General features: G+C 70.2%; 18 protein-coding genes. 14 read left to right on the plus strand and 4 right to left on the minus strand.

Features of this window, described 5'->3' with window-relative positions; all coding sequences use genetic code 11:
- The coding region (locus tag CCN37_RS33570; protein WP_143261890.1) for a hypothetical protein at nucleotides 1-216 on the minus strand (216 nt) is incomplete at its 3' end.
- A 340-nt stretch (nucleotides 217-556) separates the two neighbouring features.
- Here CCN37_RS33570 and CCN37_RS33575 point away from each other — a divergent pair.
- The 11 genes from CCN37_RS33575 to CCN37_RS42475 all read left to right on the plus strand — a co-directional run bounded on the left by CCN37_RS33575 (nucleotide 557) and on the right by CCN37_RS42475 (nucleotide 8,859).
- Nucleotides 557-1,939, plus strand: coding sequence for an amino acid permease (locus tag CCN37_RS33575; protein WP_256388097.1), 1,383 nt, complete (start codon nucleotides 557-559; stop codon nucleotides 1,937-1,939).
- Nucleotides 1,940-1,965: 26 nt separating this feature from the next.
- Nucleotides 1,966-2,628, plus strand: a complete 663-nt coding sequence (rpe, locus tag CCN37_RS33580; protein ID WP_086828828.1) for a ribulose-phosphate 3-epimerase — start codon at nucleotides 1,966-1,968, stop codon at nucleotides 2,626-2,628.
- Nucleotides 2,628-3,680, plus strand: coding sequence for a bifunctional diaminohydroxyphosphoribosylaminopyrimidine deaminase/5-amino-6-(5-phosphoribosylamino)uracil reductase RibD (gene ribD, locus CCN37_RS33585; protein ID WP_086828761.1), 1,053 nt, complete (start codon nucleotides 2,628-2,630; stop codon nucleotides 3,678-3,680). Before rpe ends, ribD begins: the two co-directional genes overlap by 1 nt.
- A gap of 10 nt (nucleotides 3,681-3,690) precedes the next feature.
- Nucleotides 3,691-4,281, plus strand: a complete 591-nt coding sequence (locus CCN37_RS33590) for a riboflavin synthase (protein ID WP_086828763.1) — start codon at nucleotides 3,691-3,693, stop codon at nucleotides 4,279-4,281.
- Nucleotides 4,282-4,319: 38 nt separating this feature from the next.
- A complete protein-coding gene (locus CCN37_RS33595; protein WP_086828765.1) occupies nucleotides 4,320-5,570 on the plus strand; it encodes a bifunctional 3,4-dihydroxy-2-butanone-4-phosphate synthase/GTP cyclohydrolase II in 1,251 nt (416 codons plus the stop codon).
- Nucleotides 5,567-6,040 (plus strand): 6,7-dimethyl-8-ribityllumazine synthase, encoded by a 474-nt coding sequence (ribH, locus tag CCN37_RS33600; RefSeq protein ID WP_086828767.1) that lies wholly within the window; start codon nucleotides 5,567-5,569, stop codon nucleotides 6,038-6,040. Before CCN37_RS33595 ends, ribH begins: the two co-directional genes overlap by 4 nt.
- Nucleotides 6,037-6,480 carry a PH domain-containing protein gene (locus tag CCN37_RS33605; protein WP_086828769.1) on the plus strand — a complete coding sequence of 148 codons (444 nt, stop codon included), beginning with the start codon at nucleotides 6,037-6,039 and terminating at the stop codon, nucleotides 6,478-6,480. The genes ribH and CCN37_RS33605 overlap by 4 nt, the downstream gene beginning before the upstream one ends.
- The gene (locus CCN37_RS33610) at nucleotides 6,477-7,448 is read left to right on the plus strand and encodes a hypothetical protein (RefSeq protein ID WP_086828771.1); all 972 of its coding nucleotides are present in this window, start codon (nucleotides 6,477-6,479) and stop codon (nucleotides 7,446-7,448) included. The genes CCN37_RS33605 and CCN37_RS33610 overlap by 4 nt, the downstream gene beginning before the upstream one ends.
- A 188-nt stretch (nucleotides 7,449-7,636) precedes the next feature.
- A complete protein-coding gene (locus tag CCN37_RS33615; RefSeq protein ID WP_086828773.1) occupies nucleotides 7,637-8,059 on the plus strand; it encodes a pyridoxamine 5'-phosphate oxidase family protein in 423 nt (140 codons plus the stop codon).
- A 58-nt stretch (nucleotides 8,060-8,117) separates the two neighbouring features.
- Complete coding sequence (locus tag CCN37_RS33620; RefSeq protein ID WP_246843471.1) at nucleotides 8,118-8,744, plus strand: EF-hand domain-containing protein; 627 nt, start codon at nucleotides 8,118-8,120, stop codon at nucleotides 8,742-8,744.
- Nucleotides 8,745-8,754: 10 nt separating this feature from the next.
- Nucleotides 8,755-8,859: a type II toxin-antitoxin system RelE/ParE family toxin gene (locus tag CCN37_RS42475; RefSeq protein ID WP_086828775.1), complete on the plus strand. Its 105-nt coding sequence runs from the start codon at nucleotides 8,755-8,757 to the stop codon at nucleotides 8,857-8,859.
- A gap of 283 nt (nucleotides 8,860-9,142) precedes the next feature.
- On the opposite strand, the gene CCN37_RS33630 is transcribed toward CCN37_RS42475, so the two are convergent.
- Entirely contained in the window at nucleotides 9,143-9,589 is a 447-nt protein-coding gene (locus CCN37_RS33630) for a pyridoxamine 5'-phosphate oxidase family protein (protein ID WP_086828777.1), read from the minus strand.
- A 5-nt stretch (nucleotides 9,590-9,594) separates the two neighbouring features.
- Nucleotides 9,595-10,254 (minus strand): DUF899 domain-containing protein, encoded by a 660-nt coding sequence (locus tag CCN37_RS33635; RefSeq protein WP_086828779.1) that lies wholly within the window; start codon nucleotides 10,252-10,254, stop codon nucleotides 9,595-9,597.
- Nucleotides 10,255-10,325: 71 nt separating this feature from the next.
- Between CCN37_RS33635 and CCN37_RS33640 the strand changes: the two genes are divergently transcribed.
- The 3 genes from CCN37_RS33640 to CCN37_RS33650 all read left to right on the plus strand — a co-directional run bounded on the left by CCN37_RS33640 (nucleotide 10,326) and on the right by CCN37_RS33650 (nucleotide 13,858).
- The gene (locus CCN37_RS33640; RefSeq protein ID WP_086828832.1) at nucleotides 10,326-10,781 is read left to right on the plus strand and encodes a helix-turn-helix domain-containing protein; all 456 of its coding nucleotides are present in this window, start codon (nucleotides 10,326-10,328) and stop codon (nucleotides 10,779-10,781) included.
- Between the two features lie 10 nt (nucleotides 10,782-10,791).
- Nucleotides 10,792-11,622: an alpha/beta fold hydrolase gene (locus CCN37_RS33645; RefSeq protein WP_086828781.1), complete on the plus strand. Its 831-nt coding sequence runs from the start codon at nucleotides 10,792-10,794 to the stop codon at nucleotides 11,620-11,622.
- A gap of 400 nt (nucleotides 11,623-12,022) precedes the next feature.
- Complete coding sequence (locus tag CCN37_RS33650) at nucleotides 12,023-13,858, plus strand: BTAD domain-containing putative transcriptional regulator (RefSeq protein ID WP_086828783.1); 1,836 nt, start codon at nucleotides 12,023-12,025, stop codon at nucleotides 13,856-13,858.
- On the opposite strand, the gene CCN37_RS33655 is transcribed toward CCN37_RS33650, so the two are convergent.
- Nucleotides 13,851-14,708 carry a hypothetical protein gene (locus tag CCN37_RS33655; protein WP_086828786.1) on the minus strand — a complete coding sequence of 286 codons (858 nt, stop codon included), beginning with the start codon at nucleotides 14,706-14,708 and terminating at the stop codon, nucleotides 13,851-13,853. The two genes, CCN37_RS33650 and CCN37_RS33655, sit on opposite strands and share 8 nt — an antisense overlap.
- Nucleotides 14,709-14,767: the final 59 nt, after the last annotated feature.

The raw sequence follows: 14,767 nt of genomic DNA on the forward strand, positions 1-14,767 counted from the left end.
GAACACTCCCGGGCGGGAGGTGAGATCCGTGGCCCGGTCGATGAGCCTGGATGCTTTGACCCGCGATACCCGGAGTTCACGCATGAGGATTTCTTCGGAGAATTCCTGGTCGCGTGGATCGAGGTCGGAAATGTAGTCGAGCAGGGTCACGGAAAAGTCCGCTACGGCTTTGCCCATGCCGGTGAAGGCCGCCTTCAAGACGGCATCGGAATCCATACTTCTATTCTACGCCGTTTAAATAGACGATCATGGCTCTAAGGGGTGAATTCCCAGGCGTCCGCAACGCCGAAAAGGCAACCCCCGACTAGCGGAACACGCGGCTGGAATGGTCGGCTTTACCTGGGGTGCGCGTGCCATACGCTTGCGCGAGGGCCGGGTGTTTCATCCCGTGCCCCTGTAAGGCCCAGGGGCACGCGCAAGGGGTTCCCAGGTCAAGCCGACCCCACGTTGGAACCGGCGCGAGCTGGAAGCCCAGCCGTGCCCCAGCCGACCCCACGCAGAAACCAAGCCGAGCGCTGGCAGACTCCACCATCCGCACAACAAAGGGAGAACCAGCGTGGAGACGGGCCTGCGGAGAGAGCTCTCCAGCCGCCAGGTCGGCATGATCGCCCTCGGTGGCGCGATCGGGACCGGGCTGTTCCTCGGCTCAGGCCTCGCCATCTCGATGGCCGGGCCCTCCGTCGTCGTGGTCTACGCCGTCGCGGCGGTCGTCGCGCTCGCCCTCGCCTACGCGCTCGCCGAAATGACCGTCGTGCACCCCGAAGCAGGCGGGTTCGGGGCGATCGCGCACCGCTACCTCGGGCCGCTGGCGGGGTTCGTGCAGCGGTGGCTCTACGTGGTCGCGCAGATCGTGAACATCGGCAGCGAGGTCGTGGCCGCGGGCCTGTACATCCAGTTCTGGTGGCCGCAGGTGCCGTTGTGGATGCCGGTGGTCGCGTTCTCCGTCTTGATCCTGACGGTGAACACGTTGTCGGTGCGCTTCTTCGGCGAGTTCGAGTACTGGTTCGCGATGATCAAGGTCGTCACCATCGTGGCGTTCATCGGGATCGGCGCGTACTTCCTGCTCTTCGGGTTCGCGGGGCATCCATCGCCGGGGTTGTCGGCGATCACCGAGCACGGCGGTTTCCTGCCGAACGGGCTCGGCGCGGCGTGGCTGGCGCTGAGCGTGGTGTCCTTCAGCTACCTGGGCACGGAGGCGGTCGCGGTCACGGCCGCGGAGTCCCGTGACCCGGAGCGCGACGTGCCGAGGGCGGCGCGGAGCATGGTGCTGCGCCTCGGGCTGTTCTACGTGCTGGGCACGGCCGTCCTGGTGCTGGTGGTGCCGTGGTCGGAGGCCGCTGGTGTGGAAGGCATCACACAGAGCCCCTTCGTCCGGCTCTTCGAGTACGCCGGTGTGCCCGCCGCGGCCGGGGTGATGAACTTCGTGGTGCTGACCGCGGCGCTGTCGGCGATGAACACCAACCTGTACCTCAGCTCGCGGATGGTGCACTCGCTCGCGGTGGTCCGGCAGGCGCCGCGCGGTCTGTTGAAGATCAGCAAGCGTGGTGTGCCGAGCCGCTCGCTCGGGGTGTGCGCGGTCGGCCTGGTGATCGCGGTGCTGGCGTCGGTGTTCTCCCCGAAGGACGCGTTCCCGCTGCTCATCGGTGCCGCGCTGTTCAGCGGACTGGCCGCGTGGATCATCATCTTCGCCACCCACTTCGCGTTCCGCAGGGCCCGCGAGCGCGAGGGAGCGGCGCCGTCGTCGATCCGCCTGCCGGGCGCGCCGGTGACCTCCGGGCTCGCGGTGCTGGTGCTCGTGGCGGTGCTCGTCACGACCGGCTTCACCGACCAGTTCTTCGTCGCGTGGCTCGCGGGGCCGCCGTTCTTGGTGCTGCTCGTGCTCGCCTACCTCGTGGTTCGGCGCCGGGCCGCCGCGCGAGCGGACGAACCAGCCGCCTAGACTGCTGTTCCGTGGATCGTCAGGCGCTGATCGCCCCCTCCATCCTGTCCGCGGACTTCGCCCGTCTCGCCGAGGAGGCCGCCGCAGTCGGCGGTCCCGACGGCGCCGACTGGCTGCACGTCGACGTCATGGACGCGCACTTCGTGCCGAACCTGACGCTGGGCCTTCCGGTGGTGAAGTCGCTGCGCAAGGCGACCGAGATCCCGCTGGACTGCCACCTCATGATCGAGAACCCGGACCGGTGGGCCGTCGGCTACGCCGAGGCGGGCGCCTACAACGTGACCGTGCACGCCGAGGCGGCAGGGGACCCGGTGAAGATCGCCAAGGACCTGCGCGCGGCCGGTGCCAAGGCGGGCCTCTCGGTGAAGCCCGGAACGCCGCTCGAGTCCTATGTGGACGTTCTGAAGCACTACGACACGCTGCTGGTGATGTCGGTGGAGCCGGGCTTCGGCGGGCAGTCCTTCATGCCCGAGGTGCTGGACAAGGTGCGCACCGCGCGGCGGCTGGTCGACACCGGGCACCTGAAGCTCGTGGTGGAGATCGACGGCGGCATCAACGCCGACACCATCGAGCAGGCGGCGGAGGCGGGCGTGGACTGCTTCGTCGCGGGCTCAGCGGTCTACGACGGCAAGGACCCCGGCAAGGCGGTGCGCGCCCTGCGCCGCCAGGTGCTCGACACGGCGCGCTGATGTCCTCCGTGTCAAGACTCGACCCCGCAAGCGGGTCTTCGGCCCTCGAACTCGCGATGCGCTCGGCGATCGCCGCCAGCGAGGGGGTTCGCGGCTTCACCAGCCCGAACCCGCCCGTCGGCTGCCTGATCGTCGACGCGAGCGGCAAACCCGTCGGGTTCGGGGGCACGCAACCGCCCGGCCAGGCGCACGCCGAGGTCGTCGCGCTCCGCATGGCCGGGGCCGCCGCGCGGGGCGGGACCGCCTTCGTCACGCTGGAGCCCTGCGCGCACCACGGCCGCACCCCGCCGTGCGTCGACGCGCTGCTCAAGGCGGGGATCGTCCAGGTCTACTACGCGGTCGACGACCCGTCACCGGTCGCTTCCGGTGGGGCGCAACGACTCCGCGAAGCGGGCGTGACCGTCCACTCAGGACTGTTGGCGGAGCAGGTCCGCACCGGGCCGCTGCGCGCGTGGCTGCACCGCGTGCGCACCGGCCGCCCGCACGTGACGTGGAAGTTCGCGTCCTCTGTGGACGGTCGTCTGTCCGCGTCGGACGGCACCAGTCGCTGGATCAGCTCGCCGGAGGCCAGGGCCGAGGTGCACGAGCTGCGGCTCAAGGTCGACGCGGTGATCGTCGGCACCGGGACCGTGCTCGCCGACGACCCCCAGTTGATTTCCCGTCCCCCGGTGAACGAGACCGCGACCCGGCAGCCGCTGCGCGTCGTCGTCGGCGAGCGCGACATCCCGGCGGGCGCGCGCGTGCTGGACGACGCGGCGGAGACGATCCACCTGCGCACCCGTGACCCGCGCGAAGTGCTCGCCGCGCTGACCGAGCGCGGCGTGGTGGACGTGCTGCTCGAAGGCGGCGCGAAACTCGCGGGCGCGTTCTGGGAAGCAGGAGTGGTGGACCGGGCGTTGGTGTACATGGCACCGATGCTGCTCGGCGCGGGAACCCCCGTGCTGGGCGAGATCGGCGTCGGCACCATCGGCGACGCGCTCCCGCTGATGTTCGAGAGCGCCACCATGATCGGCCCGGACGTGCGCATCAGCGCCGTCCCGGCACCCGAGTAGGAGGACCACCTTGTTCACCGGAATCGTCGAGGAACTGGGCAGCATCACCGCGGTGGAGCACGCCGCGCACTCGGCGCGCCTGACGGTGCACGGCCCGCTGGTGACCTCCGACGCCAAGCACGGCGACTCGATCGCGGTGAACGGCGTGTGCCTGACCGTGGTGGACGTCGCGGACGGCGCCTTCACCGTGGACGTGGTGCACGAGACGCTCCAGCGCTCCAGCCTGGCCAAGGCGGAGGCGGGGCAGGCCGTGAACCTGGAGCGCGCGGTGGCGGCCGGTCAGCGCCTCGGCGGGCACATCATGCAGGGCCACGTCGACGGCACCGGCACGCTGCTCTCCCGCGACGAGACCGGGCTGACGCGCTTCGCCATGCCGCGCGAGCTGGCCCGCTACGTGGTGGAGAAGGGCTCGATCGCGGTCGACGGCGTGTCGCTGACCGTGGTCGACGCGGGCTCCGACGAGTTCAGCATCGCGCTCATCCCGACCACGCTGGAGCTGACCACGCTCGGCCGCCGCGAGCCCGGCGACGTGGTGAACCTGGAGGTCGACGTGGTCGCCAAGTACGTGGAGCGCCTCGCGACCCCGCACCTGGCCAAGTGATGAACGCCGCGCCGGGAACACCCGAGGCAAGGGGGACAATGGGCAGCATCGAGCAAGGAGGCCCGGTGACCACTTTGGACCCCATCGAGCGGGCGTTGGCCGACATCGCGGCGGGCCGTCCCGTCATCGTCGTGGACGACGAGGACCGGGAGAACGAGGGTGACCTCATCTTCGCCGCCGAGAAGGCCACGCCGGAGCTGATCGCGTTCACGGTCCGCTACACCTCCGGCTACATCTGCGTGCCGCTGACCGGCGAGGACTGCGACCGGCTCGACCTGCCGCCGATGTACCACTCCAACCAGGACGTGCGCGGCACCGCCTACACGGTGACCGTGGACGCCAAGGAGGGCGTGAGCACCGGCATCTCCGCCGCCGACCGCGCGCACACCATCAGGTTGCTGGCCGACGCGAAGTCGGTCGCGGGTGACTTCAACCGCCCCGGGCACGTGGTTCCCTTGCGCGCCAAGGACGGCGGCGTGCTGCGGCGGCCCGGCCACACCGAAGCGGCGGTCGACCTCGCGCGGATGGCCGGGCTGCGCCCGGCGGGTGTGCTCTGCGAGATCGTGAGCCAGAAGGACGAGGGGGAGATGGCGCGCCAGGACGAGCTGGCCGTCTTCGCCGCCGAGCACGACCTCGCGCTGATCAGCATCGCCGACCTGATCGCCTACCGGCGCCGCTCGGAGAAGCAGGTCGTGCGCGTCGCCGAGGCCAGGATGCCCACGGTGCACGGAGTTTTCCGCGCGGTCGGCTACGACAGCCTCATCGACGGCGTCGAGCACGTCGCCCTCGTGTTCGGCGAGATCGGCGACGGCCAGGACGTGCTGGTGCGCGTGCACTCCGAGTGCCTCACCGGTGACTCGTTCGGCTCGCTGCGCTGCGACTGCGGTCCGCAGCTCGACGCGGCGCTGGCCATGGTGGCGGCCGAGGGGCGCGGCGTGGTGCTCTACATGCGCGGGCACGAGGGCCGGGGCATCGGCCTCATGCACAAGCTCCAGGCGTACCAGTTGCAGGACGCGGGCGCGGACACCGTGGACGCGAACCTCGCGCAGGGCCTGCCCGCCGACGCGCGCGACTACGGCACCGGCGCGCAGATCCTGGTGGACCTCGGCATCCACACGATGCGCCTGCTCACCAACAACCCGGCCAAGCGCGTCGGGCTCGAAGGCTACGGGTTGAGCGTGACCGGGCGGGTTCCGCTCCCGGTGCGCCCCAACCCGGAGAACGTCGACTACCTGCGGACCAAGCGCGACCGCATGGGACACGAGCTGCACGATTTGGATGTGACATGAGCGGTGAGGGAAGGCCGGAGCAGATCGTTCCGGACGCGTCGGGGCTGAGCCTGGCCATCGCGGCGACCACCTGGCACGCGGAGATCACCGGGAACCTCTTGGAGCGCGCGGTCTTCGCCGCTTCGAAGGCGGGCATCGCGGCGCCGACCGTTGTCCGAGTGGCGGGCGCGGTGGAGCTTCCCGTTGTGTGCCAACAGCTCGCGCGCACGCACGACGCTGTTGTGGCGCTGGGCGTGGTGATCCGCGGTGGCACTCCGCACTTCGAGTACGTGTGCGACGCGGTGACCGCCGGGCTGACCCGGGTGGCGCTGGACGAGTCCACCCCGGTCGGCAACGGCGTGCTCACCTGTGACACCGTCGAACAGGCCGTTGACCGTTCCGGGCTGCCGGATTCGGTGGAGGACAAGGGTTTCGAGGCTTGCGTCGCCGCGCTCGACACAGCTTTGACGTTGAAGGGGCTGAGAGGATGACCGCCGCAATGACCGAGCTGGTGATCCGTCCGCGCAAGGTCCGCAGGGTGGCGCCCGTGCTGGCCGTCGCGCTGGTCGCGGTCTTCGTCGTGGTGGGCCTGTTGCTGGGCAACACCCCGACCGGCGCGTACTTCCGCGTGGCCGACCAGATCGCCATGGCGGGCATCGGGGTCGCGCTCGCCGGTGCGGCGCTGCTGTTCACCCGGCCGCGCGTGCGCGCCGACGCCGAGGGCATCGAGGTGCGCAACATCGTTGTGACGCACCGATTCCCGTGGGCCCTGGTGCGCGAGGTGAACTTCCCGGACGGTTCGGCGTGGGCGCGGTTGGAGCTGCCCGACGACGAGTACGTGCCGGTGATGGCGATCCAGTCCACCGACTCCCGGCACGCCGTCGACGCGATGCGCGAGCTGCGCGCGATGCACGCGGAGCACACCCAGTGAGTGTGCGGCTCGGCGACATCGTTCTGCGCAACCGGCTGGTGACCTCGTCGAGCCTGCTGGGCTACGGCGTGTCCAACTCCTCGCTGGTGCCGTACGGGATGAGCCCGATCTCCAAGTTCGTCCCGCTGGAGCGCTTCGGCGCCGTCACCGCGCGGACCGTCACCGTCGAGCCGCGCGAGGGCCACTTCACCACCCGCGACGTGTGGCCGGTGCGCGAGCTCCCCGCGCTGCTCAAGCGCTACGGCACGGTGCTGCGGCAGACCGACACCGGCTGGCTCAACGCCTTCGGCTGGTGCAACGTCGGCATCGACGCCTACCTCCGCGACTACTTCCCGCGCACACGGGGGCAGCGCACGATCATCTCGCTCGGCGGCTTCTCGGCGGAGGAGTTCGTCGCGCTCGTGGACAAGGTCAACGCCGCCGTGCCCGCCGGTGACATCGCCGCCGTCGAGCTGAACGTGTCCTGCCACAACGTGAACTTCGACTTCAACAAGATCATCGGCTCGGTGCTCGCGGAGGCCGTGCCGCGCAGCAACCACCCGGTGATCCTGAAGCTGTCGCCCGACTACGACTACCTCGGGCACGCGAAGTTGGCGGCGAAGCACGGGGTCTCCGGGCTGACCGCCATCAACACCGTGAAGGGCCTGCGGCTCGATCCGAAGACCGGGAAGCCGTGGCTGGCCAACCGCTACGGCGGGGTCTCCGGCCGCGCGATCAAGCCGATCGGCCTGCGCGTGGTGTCCGAACTGCGCGAGGCCGGGGTGACGCTGCCGATCATCGCCACCGGCGGCATCCGCACCTTCGACGACTGCCGCGAGTACTTCTGGGCGGGCGCCGACGCGGTCAGCCTCGGCAGCGCGTCGTGGTTCGCCAGCTACCCCGGCTACCTCCTCTCCCCGCTGCACGGCCTGCGCATCCGCGGCCTGCTCAACAAGATCGAGAAGTTCACCCCGCCCGCTCGCCAGTAGTCACCCGAAGTGATTCGGAGGTGCCTTGAACGGCGCAACCGGTCGCTTTGGGTGGCAGCAGGACCGCGTTTTTCGCTGTGTCGGATCGGGTAACCGGGCGAATCGGTTTCCCGGAAGAGTTGTGGCTGGATAAAAGGCATTCTTCGTCAAGTACCGTTCCCTCGACTTTCACCGTCGAAGGAGCTGCCTTGTCCGAGATCGCCGAGCTGGCCCGCACCACTCTCGCCAAGCACCAGTCGTTGTTCTTGGCCACTTCGGGCCCCACTGGTCCCTGGGTGAACGGCGTCTACTTCGCCGAGGACGGTCTCTTCTCGCTGCTGCTCGTGCTCGAACAGCGCGGGCGCACCCTCGCCGCGCTGCGCGAGAACCCGATGGCCGCCGTCATCGTCTCCACCGGCTCGCCCGCCGACCCGTTCTTGCAGGCCACGGTTCGCGCGGAGATCCTGGAGGGTTCGGAGGCAGAGGCCGCGCGCGCGACTCTGCTGGCCAAGGTGCCCTACGTCGCGCCGTTCCTGGAGACACCGATCGTCACCGCGTGCCTGCGCGTGGAGTCCTGGCGCGTCACCGACATCCCCAACGGCTGGCTCCCCGGACGCGAGCTCGCCGCCTGACAGTGATCCCGCCGCCCGGCAGCGGCCGAACGGGTCGACAATTTCCCGCGAAGAGTGAGTGTGTTCACGGAATCCGTTGTTCGCGCGCCGGATTCGCACACGCTCGGGTGACTGGCCGTTCCGGAAATGTCGACCTAATGTCGATCGCATCAGCCTCGCGACGCGAACCGAGAACGAGAACAAGCGCTTCGAGAAGTGGGACGTCAATGGTGACGGACGGGTCGACCGCACCGACTACCGCGAGGAGGGTCTGCGCATTCTCGCGGCGTTCGGCAGGGACGTGGACTCGCCGCAGGGGCGGGCCGTCATGGGCGCGCTGATGGAGCTGTTCGCGGTCCAGGCCGCTGCCGTCGGCGTCGGCCCCGACGGCTCGCTCGACCGCGAACAGTTCCTCGCCGCCGACCAGGAACTGATGTTCGGCCGGGGCGACGTGGGCTTCGACGAGGTGCTGCGCCCGACGATCGCGGCCATCGCCGACCTGTGCGACACCGACCGCGACGGCCTGGTAGACAGGGTTGAGCTGCGGCTGTGGCTCACCTCGGCCGTCGGCCTCAGCGAGGAGGAGTCCGACCGCAGCTTCGAGTTGATCGACCTCGACGGCGACGGCCGTCTGACCGTCGAGGAGCTGGTGACGGCCGTGCGCGAGTTTCACTACGGACGCCTGGACATCCCGCTCTTGGGCTGAGCCCCGCCGTATCGAAGTCGCACGCGACTACCGGGTGATCTACGAGATCCACGACGAGGTCCTGGTCGTCACGGTGATCGAGATCGGTCACCGCCAGGAGATCTACCAGCGCTAGGCGTCGGGGTCGATACGTCCTCAGGTTTACTGGTCTTCAAGATCGCCTGACTCCCGTCCCCACGGTCTCCTTCGACGGCAAACCCTTGGGCGAGTAGGAGTTTGGGGTGGTGAGCGACATCTGCAACGGGGGACTGCGGTACTTGAAGACTGCCCAACCACAGGCACATCCGCACGGCCGACCCCAACGGCCCGTTTGACGCGCTGAACGGGTCGTTTAGTGCGTTCAAGTACCCGAACGGGCCGTTCAGGGCTTCAGCGGAGGCTGAGGTTCACGCCAGGGGCTAAGCGTCGGAGAAGTCGGCGCTGAGCCAGCGGTCGGGGTGCGCGGTGAACAGCACGAACACGCCGGCCAGGTGCGCGGCCTCGGCCTCGGCGAACTGGCGCGCGGCCTCCTCGGGAAGGTAGCGGCTGGTGATCGCGAAGACCTCGTCGAAGGACGGCGAGCGGTCGGCGCGCACCACGGTGCACTCGGCGGTGACGTACTTGTACGGGAACTGAGGCTGCTGGACGCACAGGCTGAGCTGCCCGGCGTGGTGCAGCAGAAGGGTTTTGCGTGATGTCCGGCCCTGCGTGTTGGTGAAGAACGTCAGCTCGCCATCGGCCCGCGACGCGTACCAGACCGGGACGGTCAGCGGCGGGCGGCCGTCGTTCGAGGCGACGCTGAGCACGGCGATGTGGGGCTGCGCCAGGAAATCCGCGCGTTCGGAGTCGGTGAGCTGCCTGGGCACGGTGGTCAGCTCCCGTACTCGTCGCGGTGGCGCATCCACTGCATGGTGGGCGTCTGCGGCCAACCCTCCGGCGAGTCCTCCCACTCCTCCTGCCTGCCGTACGGGGTCAGGTCGAGCAGGTTGAGGTCGACCCGGAGCCGGTCGACGCCGCGCCCGGAGGTGTAGTAGCTCCGGAAGATCTCGTCACCGTCGCGCAGGAACACGCTCACCCCGAACATGCCGCCGAGGCCGAGATCGGCGTAGAGCGAGTTGCCGAACGCCGAGTACCACGGGATGGTCCAGCCGAAGCGCTTGCGCACCAACGAGATCTGCTCCTGCGGCGCGGGGGACATCAGGGCGAGCGTGGTGTCGCGGGGGCTCAGGTGCGGGTGACCGGCGATGTTGTCGGTGAACGACGAGCAGCCGTCGCAGACGTGGTCGCTGCCCGGCTCCAGCATGAAGTGGTAGACGACGAGCTGGCGGCGGCCCTCGAAGAGCTCGGCGAAGTCGACGGCGGAGCCGTCCGGCGCGGTGAACCGGTAGCCGGGGTCCAAGCGCACCATCGGCAGCCTCCTGCGCTCGGCGGCGAGCGCGTCGAGGGCGCGGGTGTGCTCCTTCTCCTTGACCAGCAGGGCCTCGCGGGCGGCCTGCCACTCCTGGGCGCTCACCACGGGCGGACGGTTCATCACTACCTCCAAGTTCCTTGAGGAGACTGACTGTAGCGCAGAACGTTCCTTTAGGGAACTATGGTGGGGTGGTGCAACGGACGCAATTCGGCGACATGGCGTGTTCCATCGCGCGCACCCTCGACGTGATCGGGGAGCCGTGGTCGCCGCTCATCCTGCGCGACGTCTACGTCGGCATGACCCGCTTCGAGCAGATGCAGCAGGACCTCGGGATCTCCCGCAAGGTGCTGACCGAGCGGCTGAAGTGGCTGGTGGAGCAGGGTGTACTGGAACGGCGCGAGTACTCCAGCCGGCCGCCGCGCTTCGAGTACGTGCTCACCGCGAAGGGCACCGAGCTGTGCGACCTGCTCATGGTGATGGTGCGCTGGGGCGATCGCTGGACGGCGGGTGCGGCTGGGCCGCCGGTGCTCTACCGCCACCACGCCTGCGGGCAGATCGCGCACGTCGAACCGCGCTGCTCGGCGTGCGGGGAGCCCATGCACGCCACGGACATCGACGTGCTCCCCGGGCCGGGGCTGAGCGGATAGCTTGGGATGCATGGAGATCGAAGTCGGCGAGTTCACCTTCGACGTTGTCGCCTCCGGGCCGGAGTCCGGTGAGCCCGTGCTGCTGCTGCACGGCTTCCCGCAGACCTCGCACAGCTGGCGCCGAGTCACCGCGCAGCTCACCGCGGCGGGCCTGCGCACCTACGCGCCTGACCAGCGCGGGTACTCACCGCGGGCCCGGCCGCTCGGGGTGGACGCCTACCGGATGCCGCACCTGGTCGGTGACGTCGTCGGGATCGCGGACGCGCTCGGGCTGGACTCCTTCCACCTGGTCGGCCACGACTGGGGCGCGGCGGTGGCGTGGGCGGCGGCCATCACCCACCCGGGGCGCGTGCGCGCGCTGACGGCGGTGTCCGTACCGCATCCCGCCGCCTTCGGCTGGGCCCTCGCCAACGACGCTGACCAGGCCGAACGCTCGCAGTACATCAAGCTGTTCCGCACGGAGGGCACGGCCGAGGAGGCGCTGCTGGCCGACGACGCCGCCTGGCTGCGCCAGGTCTTCGCGGGGGTGCTGCCCGTCGAGGACGCCGAGGTCTACCTGCGGGCGATGGCCGAGCCGGGGGCGCTCACCGCCGCGCTGAACTGGTACCGGGCGGTCGGTGGTGGGCGGCTCGAAGAGCCCGTGCGCGTGCCGACCACCTACATCTGGAGCACGGCCGATGTCGCGCTCGGCGAGGCGGGGGCGCGCCGGTGCGCGGAGTTCGTCGACGCGCCCTACGAGCTGCGCGTGCTGGAGGGGGTCAGCCACTGGGTCCCCGAGGAGGCCCCTGACGCCGTCGTATCCGCGGTGTTGTCCCGAATCGCGGGAACGGGCACGGACTGAGACGGAACTCTCGTCCCCGCCGTTTGTGTCGCTCTGACGAAGGACAAAACAGATTAGTTCGATACGCGGTGGGTGCTAACAGCAGGCCAGGACCGGACCAAGCGATTTCAAGTTGTTGGGGACAAAGGGTCTTGCGTGTGCGGCAAGCGAGCGGGCGCAGTACAGCCGGGCGCATGTCCACTCGATCGGGCGGTATTGCCATTATCCCAGGTCGAAGGCCGGTTTTCACCCATTAGAGTTAGGGTATAGAAGTTCCTGGGCGCCGTTCGCCGACTGGCATCGCGCGTCCGACGAACTGTTTACCGCGTGTTGATTCTTCTCCATCTTCGCCTTCTACGGTGGTGGGTCCCTGCGGTATACCAAGTGCGATCGGTGCTGAGCGGAGGTTGAGATCATCGAAGTGCGCGTGCTCGGCCAGTTCGAGGTCCTGCGCGGTGGTGTCGCCATCACCCCGACCCCGCCGAAGATGCGTCAGGTCTTCGCCCTCCTCGCGGTCAACGCCAACAGCGTCGTGCGGACCGAGTCCTTCATGGAGGAGCTCTGGGGACCTCGACCGCCGTCCAAGGCGACCACCACGTTGCAGACCTACGTCTCGCACCTGCGCAAGATCCTGGCCAGCTCCGAGCGCGCCGAGCTGGCGGACTCGGTGCTGCGGACGCATCGCGTCGGCTACTCGCTCGACCTGCCGTCGGAGTCGCTGGACGTCCAGCACTTCGCCGAGCTGGCCCAGCGCGGGCGCACCGAGCTGGAGAGCGGGATGTACGAGAACGCGGCCGACTCGCTGCGCTCGGCGCTGGCGGTGTGGCGCGGCTCCGCGCTCAGCGACGTCCAGCCCGGTCCCGTGCTCAAGACGCACATCGCCCGCCTCGAGGAGAGCCGCAGCAGCGTCACCGAGCAGCGCATGGAGGTCGACCTGCTGCTCGGGCGGCACCACCAGCTGATCGCCGAGCTGAGCACCCTGGTGCGGCAGTACCCGACGCACGAGGGCCTGCACGGCAAGCTCATGCTGGCGCTGCACCGCGCCGGCCGCCGCTCCGAGGCGCTGCGGGTGTTCCAGACGATCCGCTCCACCCTGGTCGCCAAGCTCGGCATCGAGCCGGGGCCGGAGCTGCAGCGGCTGCACCGCTCGCTGCTCGCGGGCGGCACCGACCACGCCGCCGAGTCCACCGCGAGCGGGCTGACCGTGGTCCGCGACAGTGGGCGCGAGGCCGCGTGGGGCGAACCGCCCGCGCAGCTGCCGCCCGACCTGCCCGCCTTCATCGGCCGCTCCGACGAGCTGGCCAAGGTCGAGGCGCTGATGCTGCGCCCGCCGTCCTCCGCGCCGCCGGTGGTGTCGGTGACCGGGCCGCCCGGCTCCGGCAAGTCGGCGTTCTGCGTCCACGCCGCCAACCGGGTGCGGGCGCGCTTCCAACAGGGTCAGCTCTACGCCGACCTGGCCACCACCGAGCCCGCCGAGGTGCTGGCCGGGTTCCTGCGCGCGCTGCGCGGCCCGCACGTCCCGCTGCCCGCCGCCCTGGAGGAGCGCAGCCAGCTCTTCCGCAGCTGGACGGCCCAGCGCAAGATCCTCGTCGTGCTGGACAACGCCACCAGCGCGGCCCAGGTCGCGCCGCTGGTGCCGACCGGCCAGCGCTGCGCGGTGATCGTCAGCTGCCGCCGCAGGCTGCACTGGCGCAGCGTCGGGCTGATGCTCGACCTGCCGCCGCTGAGCCCCTCGGAGAGCACCGACCTGCTCGCCTCGGTGATCGGCCAGGCCAGGGCGGGCCGCGACGACGCTGCCGCCGCCGCACTGCTGCGGCTGTGCGGGGGCTCGCCGCTGGCGGTCCTGGCCGCCGCGACCCGGCTCGCGCTGCGCCCGCACTGGTCGGTGGCCCGCCTGGTGGAGCGACTGGGCGCGGAGGACCAGCGGCTGCGCGAGCTGACCAGCGGCAAGCTCGACGTGCGGGCCAGCGTGGAGGCCAGCGTCGAGGAACTCGACGCCGACACCCGCGCCGCGTTCCTCGCGCTCGCCCCGCACGCCAGGGAACCGTTGCCCCTGGAAGACGCGGCGAAGCTGCTCAACCTCGACGAGTACCACGCGGAGTCGGTGCTGGAGCGCCTGGTGGAGTTCCACCTCGCGATCCCGGAGACCGGTGGCGCGGCGGACTTCGCCGGGTGGTTCCGCTACCGCGTGCCGCCGCTGTTCCGGCTCACCGCGCAGGCGATGGCCGACGCCGACGCCGTGCCCGGGCTCAGGTGAGGCTCGGGCGGGTGCCGCGCAGCAGGTAGCCGGTCAGCGCGCGGCCCTGTTCGCGCTCCTTCACCGGCGATGAGGGCATCGGCCAGCGCAGCTGCTCGTAGAGCGCGGCGCGGTGCAGGTCGTAGGTCGACTCGAACAACGCCGCGAAGTGCGCCGCGCGCGAGGGCACCCAGAACCACGCGGTCACGCCGAGCAGGCCGAGCCCGATCGGCAGCGCCCACCACGACCACCAGGTGAAGCCGCAGAACAACGCCGCCCACACCAGCGTCGCGGCCGAGGAGTGCAGCGCCGCCCTCGCCGCCGCCAGCTCCTCGCGCGCGGCCCTCGGCAGCACCAGCCACAGCCTGGGCCAGGTGATCACCGCGTCCAGGCCGTACTTCTCGCTGACCCGCGCCTGCGCCGCGCTGAGCAGGTTGCCCACGCGCGTCGGCTGGTGCTGGGCCACGTCCGCCGAGCACCGGCTGAGCCGCCGCTCCAGCTCCACGTGCTCGGCGCGCTCCTCGTCGGTTGCCAGCTCGGACTTCACCGCCGCCGTCAGCTCGCGCCACTTCAGCTCGTCGGCCTCCACGCGCGCGCTGATCTCCGCGGTTCGCTTGCGGGACAACTCCTTCAGCGGCCCCGGCCACGGTCCCCGGAGCACCCGCAACGCCAACGGCGCCACCTGGTTCACCAGCACCGCCGAGCCGACGAGCGCGCCGGCGAACAGGAAGGCGCCCGGCACCGTCGCCAGCCACGCCGGCCCGCCCGGCACGAGCGCGAGCCCGCCGAGCCAGAAGATCACCGCAGGTGCTCCCGCGCGCACCAGCCGGTCGAGCAGCCTGCCGGAAGTGGCCTCCCAGAACGGTGTCATCGCGGGCTCCTCCCGTCGAACCGACTTCCGACGTCACCCGTCCGGGGCCGGAAGATCAG

The sequence above is a fragment of the Allokutzneria sp. NRRL B-24872 genome, from assembly GCF_002155965.1.
Classification (GTDB): domain Bacteria; phylum Actinomycetota; class Actinomycetes; order Mycobacteriales; family Pseudonocardiaceae; genus Allokutzneria.